The 9,285-nt window shown below is 69.7% G+C and carries 6 protein-coding genes; 3 read left to right on the forward strand and 3 right to left on the reverse strand.

Going from position 1 to position 9,285, the window contains the following annotated elements:
* Positions 1 to 35 precede the first annotated feature (35 nt).
* Entirely contained in the window at positions 36 to 401 is a 366-nt protein-coding gene (locus D7W81_RS36590; protein ID WP_244227689.1) for a MarR family winged helix-turn-helix transcriptional regulator, read from the reverse strand.
* A gap of 207 nt (positions 402 to 608) precedes the next feature.
* On the opposite strand from D7W81_RS36590, the gene D7W81_RS36595 reads away from it, so the two are divergent.
* The 3 genes from D7W81_RS36595 to D7W81_RS36605 are packed head-to-tail and all read left to right on the forward strand — an operon-like array spanning position 609 to position 6,406.
* Positions 609 to 2,051 (forward strand): TolC family protein, encoded by a 1,443-nt coding sequence (locus tag D7W81_RS36595; RefSeq protein ID WP_120560011.1) that lies wholly within the window; start codon positions 609 to 611, stop codon positions 2,049 to 2,051.
* A 26-nt stretch (positions 2,052 to 2,077) separates the two neighbouring features.
* Positions 2,078 to 3,220 (forward strand): efflux RND transporter periplasmic adaptor subunit, encoded by a 1,143-nt coding sequence (locus tag D7W81_RS36600; RefSeq protein WP_120560012.1) that lies wholly within the window; start codon positions 2,078 to 2,080, stop codon positions 3,218 to 3,220.
* Positions 3,221 to 3,247: 27 nt separating this feature from the next.
* Positions 3,248 to 6,406 carry an efflux RND transporter permease subunit gene (locus D7W81_RS36605; RefSeq protein WP_120560013.1) on the forward strand — a complete coding sequence of 1,053 codons (3,159 nt, stop codon included), beginning with the start codon at positions 3,248 to 3,250 and terminating at the stop codon, positions 6,404 to 6,406.
* 101 nt (positions 6,407 to 6,507) lie between these two features.
* On the opposite strand, the gene D7W81_RS36610 is transcribed toward D7W81_RS36605, so the two are convergent.
* Both D7W81_RS36610 and D7W81_RS36615 read right to left on the reverse strand, forming a co-directional pair.
* Entirely contained in the window at positions 6,508 to 7,500 is a 993-nt protein-coding gene (locus D7W81_RS36610) for a hypothetical protein (protein ID WP_120560014.1), read from the reverse strand.
* 148 nt (positions 7,501 to 7,648) lie between these two features.
* Positions 7,649 to 9,217: a glucan 1,4-alpha-maltotetraohydrolase domain-containing protein gene (locus D7W81_RS36615; protein ID WP_120560015.1), complete on the reverse strand. Its 1,569-nt coding sequence runs from the start codon at positions 9,215 to 9,217 to the stop codon at positions 7,649 to 7,651.
* Positions 9,218 to 9,285 lie beyond the last annotated feature (68 nt).

The following is a 9,285-nucleotide window of genomic DNA, read 5'->3' on the forward strand; positions in this document are numbered from 1 at the left end:
GGTGGGTCAGGGACCCGTCCTTCCTCCTCCCGTCGTCACCCGTTGTCGTTGCGGGGGGGCGCGGCGGGCTCGGTGCCCAAGAGCTGGCACAGCCCCGTCTGGAGCTTGTCCAGCAGGCGCGACAGCTCCTCGACCTCCGGCGGCGTGAGGTACGTGCGCGCCTGGACGTCCACCCACTCCGCGGCGCGCTCCAGGGCGTGGATCTCCTGGCGCCCCGCGTCGGTGATCTCCAGGCGCACGCAGCGGCGGTTCTCCCCCGCGCGGCGCGCCACCAGCCCGTCCTCTTCCAGGCGGTCCACCAGCCGGCTCACGGCGGGCGCGTCGATGAGCAGCCGCTCCGCGATGACGGCCTGACTGTGAATGCCGTGGGTGCCGATGTTCTTCAGAACGAGCAGTTGCATCATCGGCCGATCCGTTTGCTCCCCCACTTTCAGGGTGAGCAGCCGGACCACTGCGCGTCGCGTCGATGCCACTTGCTCAGCGAGGGTCATGGGCGTAAGAGATGATTGCATTCAACAACGGTTGTCAATTACATCTTGACCGCGCGCAGGGATCCCGGGGTGGGTACCACCACCCGCTCCTGCCGGAAAGACCTGCCGCTCCAGAGTATGGCCACCCCCAGCGCCCTCCTCGTCCTCCTCCTCGCCGCCGCGCCGCAGACTCCGGCCTCCTCGACTCCCACGCAGCAGCAGCAGCCCGCCACGCCGGATGCCAGCGCCGCGGCCTCCGCGCCGGCCGCCGTCCCCTTCCAGCCGAAGGTGGACGACCCGATGCTCACGCCCGTCCCGTCCGCGCCGGAGCAGGTGAAGACGTGGGACGAAGCCCTCACCCGCGTGCGCCAGCGGTCCACGGACCTGCGCAGCGCGGAGGCCGGCGTGACGCGGGCGCAGGGCCGGTGGCGCCAGTCGCTGGGCCTGCTCCTGCCCAACGCGCGGGCCAACGCGGGCGCGGGCGTGGACGTGCTCCACCCGGACGTCCCCTCCACCGCGGGCGGTGGCGTGGTGGGCGGCATCAACACCGGCACCGGGGCCAAGGTCCCCAGCGCGCCCCTGGGCACGCTGTCCGCGACCCTCACCCAGTCCATCATCGATGTGGGCGCGTGGCGGGGCCTGTCGTCCGCGAAGGCGACCGAGTCCGCGTCGGTGGCCAACCTCCAGGACGTGCAGCGCCGCCTCACCCAGGGGCTGGCGCAGGTGCTGGTGGCCACGGTGGCCGCCGAGCGCGCCGCGGAGATCAACCGCGTGGGCCTGCGTCAGGCCCTGGAGCGCCAGGCCATCACCCAGCGCTCGTTCGAGCTGGGCGCCGGCACGCAGCTGGACGTGGTCCGGGTGAGCCAGGACGTGGCGGTGGCCCGCCAGTCGCTGGTGGCCGGGGACGAGCAGCTGCGCCGCACGCGTGAGTCGCTGGGCCTGTCCCTGGGCGAGGACCACGGCGTGGGCGTCAACGCGGGCTTCAACCTCGCGGGGCTGGTGGACCAGACGCACCAGGAATGCGCGCCCCTGCAGGACCTGAGCGCGCGCCCGGACCTGGTGGCCCAGCGGGCCAACGTGGACGCGGCCCGGGAGAGCCGGCGCCAGGCGTCCGCCGGTTACCTGCCCACCCTGGGACTGAGCACCACCCTCCTGGGCTTCACCACCGACCCCGGCTTTGGCCGCTTCGCCACCTGGAACGTGTCCGCGGTCCTGTCCGTCCCCCTGTGGGAGGGCGGTCAGCGCGGTGGGCTCGTGCGTGAGCGCGAAGGCATTGAACAGCAGGCGGCCCAGACGCTGGAGGCCAACCGCCGCGACGTGAGTGTGGAAATTTCCCGCGCGCGCCGTGGAGTGGAAGTGGCCGAAGCATTGTTGAAGACCGCCGCTGAGTCCCTCGAGCTGGCGGACCGGACGGACCGGCTCACGCGCCGGGCCTTCGAGGTAGGGCGAGGTAGCAGCTTGGAGCTGGTCCAGAGTGGAGCCGCCCTCCGCCAGGCCCAGCTCGCTTTGGTTTTGAGGGAATTCGAGCTCGTCCAGGCCCGCCTGGACGCGTTCCTGACGGAGGCCCGGTGCGACTGGTGACGAGGGTACGCCCCCTGAAGGCGCTGATGACGAGGACGGTGTTGGGCGCGGCGCTGGTGGCAGGCGTGGCCGGGTGTTCGAGCAAGCCGGAGGCGAAGGCCGCCCCGCCGCCGCGCGAGGTGCAGGTGGTGGCGCTGGCGCCGCACGAAGTGCGGGACACCGGGGAGTACCTGGGTTCGCTGCTGTCGCGGCAGAGCGTGACGGTGCTGCCGCAGGTGAACGGCTACGTGCGCAAGATCCTGGTGAAGCCCGGCCAGAAGGTGGAGGCCGGCACGCCGCTGATTGAAGTGGACGCGCGTCAGGAGACCGCGGCGCTGGACAGCGCCCAGGCCCAGCAGAGCTCCTCCACGGTGGAGCTGGAGCTGGCGCGGCGCACCCTGGCGCGCACGGAGTCCCTCAACCGCGAGGGCCTGGCCAGCGTGCAGGAGCTGGAGCGCGCCCAGGCGGCGGTGAAGGCGGCGGAGGCCGCGTCGCGCGCGGCCGGTGCGACGGTGGCGCAGCGCCAGGTGCAGCTGCAGTTCCACGTGGTGCGCGCGCCGTTCGCGGGCACCATGGGCGACGTGCTGGTGCGCGTGGGTGACTTCGTGGGCGCCACCACGACGCTCACGACGGTGGCCCAGGCGGACGCGCTGGAGGTCAGCGTGTCGGTGCCGGCGTTCCGCGCGCGGTCGCTCAAGCCGGACACCCAGCTGGAGCTGTTGGATCAGCAGGGCAAGGTCATCCTCTCCAGCACCGTCTTCTACGTGGCGCCGCAGACGGACCCTCGCACGCAGCTGGTGGAGGTGAAGGCCGCCTTCCGCAACACGGTGGGCCTGCGCCCCAGTGAGCTTTTGCGGGCGCGGCTGGTGTACTCCACGCGGGACGCGCTCCAGATTCCGGCGCTCGCGGTGGTGCGCCAGAGCGGCCAGCCCTTCGCCATGGTGGTGGAGAAGAAGGACGGCAAGACGCTGGTGGAGCGCCGCCCGGTGGCCCTGGGCACGCTGGGTGACATGTCCTACGTGGTGGAGGGCGGCCTGAAGCAGGGCGACCTCGTCGCGGTGTCGTCGCTGCACATGCTCCGCGACGGCATGCCCGTCATCCCCAAGCAGGTCACCCTGAACAACGACGAATCCCCCCAGCCGCCCCGCACCGCGTCCGGTGGCGGCGGCACCACCGGCGGCAGCCGCTAGCAGGCGATTCCAGAGAGGCGCCACACCGTGTTCGTCGACTTCTTCATCCGCAGGCCTGTCTTCGCCATCGTCTGCTCCATCATCCTGACGCTGGTGGGCGTCATCGCCATCCCGACGCTGCCCATCGCGCAGTACCCGGACCTGGCGCCGCCGCAGGTCACCGTCACCAGCACCTACGTCGGCGCGAGCGCCGAGGTGGTGGAGTCCGCCGTCACCATCCCGTTGGAGCAGGAGCTCAACGGCGTGGAGGACATGCGCTACATCACCTCCACCAGCAGCAACGACGGCACCAGCACCATCACCGTCACCTTCGCCCCCACGCGCAACATCGAGGTGGCGGCGGTGGACGTGCAGAACCGCGTGAGCCGCGCCGCGGCCCGCCTGCCCGCGCAGGTGAACCAGACGGGCATCGTGGTGAACAAGGCCTCCAGCCAGATGCTGCTGACGGTGGGCCTGTCCTCCCCGGACAACCGCTACGACGCGAAGTTCCTCTCCAACTACGCGGACGTGAACCTCAAGGACGCCATCAAGCGCGTGCGCGGCGTGGGCGAGGTGCGCATCTTCGGTGAGCGCAAGTTCTCCATGCGCCTGTGGTTGGATCCGTCAGAGCTGGCGCGGCGCAACATGACGCCGCAGGACGTGGTGCGCGCGCTCCAGGAGCAGAACCTCCAGGTGGCCGCGGGCCAGGTGGGCCAGCCGCCGTCCAGCGACGCGCAGCCGTATCAGATCGCCGTGCGCGCCCGGGGCCGCCTGGTGGAGCCGGAGGAGTTCGGCGACATCGTCCTCATGCGCAACAACGACGGCCGCGCCGTCACGGTGAAGGACGTGGGCCGCGTGGAGCTGGGCGCGGAGAACTACAGCACCCTGCTGCGCTTCAACGGCCGCACCGGCGTGGGCCTGGCCATCTTCCAGCTGCCCACCGCCAACGCGCTGGACGTGCGCGACGGCGTCATCAAGGAACTGGACCGCCTGTCCGGGGCCTTCCCGCCGGGCCTGGAGTACCGCGTCGGCACGGACACCACGCTCGCAGTGCGCGCCTCCGTCAACGAGGTGGTCCACACGCTGATTGAAGCCATCGCGCTCGTCATCCTGGTCATCTTCCTGTTCCTGCACGGGTGGCGCAGCGTGCTGATCACCGCGCTCACCCTGCCGGTGTCGCTCGTCGGCACGTTCGCGTTCGTCTACCTGATGGGCTTCTCCATCAACACGCTCACCCTCTTCGGCCTCACCCTGGCCACGGGCCTCGTCGTGGACGACGCCATCGTGGTCATCGAGAACATCGAGCGCCTGATGGCGGAGCGCGGGCTCAAGCCGTTCCAGGCGGCGCGTGAAGGCATGAAGGAGGTGGCCGGCGCGGTGGTGGCCATCTCCGTGGTGCTGGTGGCGGTGTTCATTCCGGTGGCCCTCTTCCCGGGCACCACGGGCTCCATCTACCGTCAGTTCGCGCTCACCATCGCCGCGTCGGTGGCCCTGTCCACCTTCTGCGCGCTGACGCTCACGCCCGCGCTGTCCGCGCGGCTGCTCAAGCACCACCACGGCCCCAAGTGGGTGTTCTTCCGCAAGGTGGACCAGGTGCTGGACTGGACGCGTGACACGTACGGAAAGGGCCTGCGCAAGCTCTTGGCGTACCCCCTGCTGGTGCTGGTGGCGTTCCTCGCCTGCATCGGCGCCACGGTGATGCTCTTCCGGTCGGCGCCCACGGGCTTCATCCCGGACGAGGACCAGGGCTACGTCATCATCTCCGTGCAGGGGCCGGAGGGCATGTCCCTCACCCAGACGGAGAAGGTGCTCCAGGAGGTGGAGGCGGTGCTCAACGCCCAGCCGGAGGTGGCGGTGATGTTCGCCATCGGCGGCTTCTCCCCCAGCGGCAACGGCTCCAACTACGCCACCGTCTTCACGGCCCTCAAGCCGTGGGAGGAGCGCATGGGCAAGGACCAGTCCGTGGCCGCGATGGTGGAGCGGCTGCGCGGGCCGCTGGGCAAGATTGGCAGCGCGCGCGTCATCCCCTTCCAGCCCCCGGCCATCCGAGGCGTGGGCAGCGTGGGTGGCTTCCAGTTCATCGTGGAGGACGTCGCCGGCAACCACTCGCTGGAGGACCTGGCCAACGCCACGCAGGAGATGGTGCAGAAGGGCAACGAGGAGGGACGGCTGCGCGGCGTCTACACCCCGTTCAACGCCAACACCCCCATCCTCGACGTGGAGGTGGACCGCCAGAAGGCCAAGGCGCTGGGCGTGCCGATTGAGCAGATCTTCGGCGTGATGCAGCTCTACATGGGCAGCCAGTACGTCAACGACTTCAACTACGCCAGCCGCACCTACCGCGTGTACGTCCAGGCCGAGCAGCAGTTCCGCGACAGCCCCCAGGACATCGGCTCGTTCTACGCGCGCACGGAAGCCGGGGACATGATTCCGCTGGAGTCGCTGGTGAAGGTGACGCCCATCGTCTCCGCGCAGGTCATCAAGCACTACAACCTGTTCCGCTCCGTGGAGATCAACGGCCAGGGCGCGCCCGGCGTGTCGTCCGGTCAGGCGCTGGAGGCCATGGAGAGCGTGGCCAACCAGGTGCTGCCGCAGGGCATGGCGGCGGAATGGACGGGCATCAGCCTGGAGCAGAAGGAGTCCGGCGGGCAGACGATGATCATCTTCGCCCTGGGCATCCTCTTCGTGTTCCTGGTGCTGGCGGCGCAGTACGAGTCCTTCAGCCTCCCGTTCGTCATCATCCTGTCGGTGCCGCTGGCCATCATGGGCGCCCTGGGGTTGCAGGTGGCGCGAGGCTTCGCCAACGACGTGTTCTGCCAGGTGGGCCTGGTGATGCTGGTGGGCCTGTCCTCCAAGAACGCCATCCTCATCGTGGAGTTCGCGGAGCAGCTGCGCGAACAGGGCAAGAGCGCGCTGGAGGCGGTGGTGACGGCCGCGGAGGTGCGCCTGCGCCCCATCCTGATGACGTCCATCGCGTTCCTCCTGGGCGTGGTGCCGCTGATGACGGCGTCCGGCGCGGGCGCGGCGGCGCGCAACTCGCTGGGCACCGCGGTGTTCGGCGGCATGCTGGTGTCCACCATCGTCAACCTCATCTTCATCCCGGGCCTCTACGTCCTCATGCAGAAGGTGCGTGGGAACGCGACGCGGTCCAGCGGTGAGGAGGAGACGCCCACGCCGCACGAGCCGGCCCCGGCCCACGCGCCGTGAGCTGACGTTTCGAAGCGCAGCGCTTCAAAAACAGACCGCCCTCCCCTTCCGGTACGCGAAGAGGAGGGCGGTGGTGTTTTCGGGGACTGCTCGCGAGTGCGTCAGATTTCGTGGGCGGTCTGCTCGTACACGAGGACGTGGCGGGACACGGGCAGCAGGATGATGTTGAGCGTGCGCCAGTTGTCGCCGTTGGGGCCGGTGCTGAACTCGCGGAAGTAGCTCTTCACCTGCGCGTTCGCGGCGTCCTCGCCGTAGGTGTCGAGGATGGCCTGGTGCAGCGGCTGGAACTGGCTGTACATCTGCGACTGGAATGCCGCGTAGGTGTACGTGTCCGGGGACGGATCGTTGCGGTAGCCCCGGTACTCGCTGCGCGCGAGCACCGCCGCCACGGCGGCGTCCAGCGTCGCGGGCGTCGAGTACGGCCACGCGAAGTCATACCGGTCCAGGAAGGAGTACATGTCCTCGCGGTACGCGTTGGCTCCGTTCAGCAGGGCCTGGAGGTTCCCGTTGAGGGGGAACGCCGCCAGCGTCACCGGGGTGTTGGCCGGCGCCGGGGTGGGGTTCGCCACGCACGCGCCGCCCACGCAGGAGGCCTGGAGGCGGTACTGCTTGGCCAGGCCGTTGCTCCAGCCCACCACCACCAGGTACTCGCCCGCCTGGTCGAAGGTCGCGAGCGGGATCTTGCTCAGCTCGCCGTAGCCGGAGTCGTCGTCCCCGTAGAGCGGCCAGTAGCCGTAGCTGCCGTTCTGCGACTTCGGACCGTACACGTACAGGCCGGTGTCCACGCCCACGCCGGTGCCCAGGTGCGTCACCTCCAGCGCCACCTGCGTATGCGCCGCGACGGTGAGCTTGAAGCCCTCGTAGTTCGCCGACGTGCCGGTGTTCGACGACACCGCGCCGCCCACGGGGAGGTTGCCCGCGATGTACAGGTAGCTGTCGAACGGCGCGGGCGGAGCCGGCACCAGCGACTGCGTCGCCGTCGTCACCGGCTCATCGCCCGCGGGGGCCTGCTCCGGCTGCCCACCGCAGGCGCCCAGGAGGCCCACCGCGGACATCCACACCACCGCGCTTCGCACTGCCGTTCCGCGCTTCATCGCTTCCGCCTTCGTTCAAGGAGGGCGGGAGGGACCCGCCCCAGGAGTGAGGCGGCCCCTGTGACAGCTTGAAGAGGGGAACTCAAGCAACAGCTGAAACACAAGCGCCCCTGGAGAGACATGCAACAGGGGCGCCTGTCTCGGCGTCTTAGAAGCTGGCGGTGGCGGTGATGCTGCCGCCTGCCGCGGGGGTGGTGACGGTGTTGTTGCTACCGCCCTGCCACACGACGTTGCCGCTGCCGTCGCGCTTGAGGCACTTCCACTGCACGGTGGTGTTCGCGGGCAGCGCGTAGGTGCCGCGCCAGGTGGGGTACGCGGTGGGGCTGAGAATCTTGGTGGTGGTGGGGCTCCAGTTGTCGAGCGCCGCGACGCTGCCCGCGACGTAGACGTTCTGGCCCATCACGGTCGTGCCGTTGTTGCACACGAACTCCACGTTGGCCGTGGTGGGAGGCGGCGTGGTGCCGTTGGACGTCCACACGGTGTAGTCGGTGCCGGAGGCGGCCTGCGTCCAGCCGGTGCCGGGGCTCCAGGAGCCGCTGCCGATCTTCATGGCCACCTTGCCGCCGATGATGGCCGCGTACAGGCCGCTCTCCGCGCGCTGGATGCTGACGGTGGACTCCGAGGTGAGGCCCGCGTTCTTGCGGATGTCCATCAGCGTCTTGATGGAGCTGCCCAGGCCCCAGTTGAAGTAGTGCGCCCAGTAGACGGTGGGGATGCCCGGGTGGGTGAGCACGTAGGCGTAGCCCTGCATCACCTTGGTGCACGGCACCGGCCAGTGGTTCTGCCCGTTGCCGCACGTCTCGCTGGGGCCGGTGTCGTGGTTGTCCACGAAGGTGACGTGGCGGCTGGCCCACCAGCCGATGCCGCCCGCGGGCTTGCCGTCGCTGGCCTTCAGGCGCGCGTAGTTGTTGTTGGTGAGCGCGTCGTTGAGCAGGCCCTTGGTGGCGAAGTCGAACGCGGCGCAGGTGCCCGTGGTCGTGTCCACCCAGTTGGTGATCTGCTGCTTCCAGTTGTTGGGGTTGTTCGCGTCGAAGTAGTTCGTCGGCCAGAACTCACCGACGCAGAACCACGGGTCCGTCGCCGTCACGTACTCCTTCACGTAGCTGCCCGCGAAGCCCTTCACGAAGTCGAAGCGCCAGCCCGCGAAGCCCACGCCCTTCAGGCGGCTGTTCATCCACGTCTTCAGATCCGCGCGCACGTTCGCCTGCGAGTGGTCCAGGTCGCGCGCCGCGGCGTAGCCTTCACCGCTGTCGGCGTTGCCACAGGCGCTCGTCCACTCGTCACCCGCGGCCACCGCGCTGCAGCCGCTCCAGGTGGGGTTGGTGAAGTCCGCCCAGTTGGCGGTGCCCACGCGGTGGTTCACCACGATGTCCGCGATGGGCTTCACGCCCTGCGCGTTGAGCGCCGCCAGCGCCTGGGTGAGCTCCGCCTCCGTGCCGTAGCTGGAGTTGAGCACGTTGAGCTGCCGGGGCAGGTAGCCCTGCGTGGACGCCGCGTCGGAGGGCGGCGGCAGCCAGATCATCGTGAAGCCCGCGGACTTCAGCGTGGCCGCGTTGTTCTTCACCGTGTTCCACCACCCGCCCGCGCTGGCGGAGTTCCAGTGGAAGCCCTGGATCATCACGTCGGTGCTGGCGCCATCCAGCGGCTTGGCCATGGCGGGCGCGGCGGCGAACAGGCCTGCCGTGGAGACGACCAGCAGTCGGGTCTTCAACGTCATCGGGGGACCTCGGGGTTGGGGAGGAAGCGGGCGGCAAGCTAGTCCTGCCCTCCCCCACGGACCAGGAC

It is taken from the genome of Corallococcus aberystwythensis (genome assembly GCF_003612165.1).
Lineage (GTDB): Bacteria > Myxococcota > Myxococcia > Myxococcales > Myxococcaceae > Corallococcus > Corallococcus aberystwythensis.

Excerpts from the sequence above, each read along its gene's own strand:
- D7W81_RS36590 (WP_244227689.1), bottom strand. The coding sequence starts at position 401 with ATGCAACTGCTCGTTCTGAAGAACATCGGCACCCACGGCATTCACAGT.
- D7W81_RS36595 (WP_120560011.1), top strand. The coding sequence starts at position 609 with ATGGCCACCCCCAGCGCCCTCCTCGTCCTCCTCCTCGCCGCCGCGCCG.
- D7W81_RS36600 (WP_120560012.1), top strand. The coding sequence starts at position 2,078 with ATGACGAGGACGGTGTTGGGCGCGGCGCTGGTGGCAGGCGTGGCCGGG.
- D7W81_RS36610 (WP_120560014.1), bottom strand. The coding sequence starts at position 7,500 with ATGAAGCGCGGAACGGCAGTGCGAAGCGCGGTGGTGTGGATGTCCGCG.
- D7W81_RS36615 (WP_120560015.1), bottom strand. The coding sequence starts at position 9,217 with ATGACGTTGAAGACCCGACTGCTGGTCGTCTCCACGGCAGGCCTGTTC.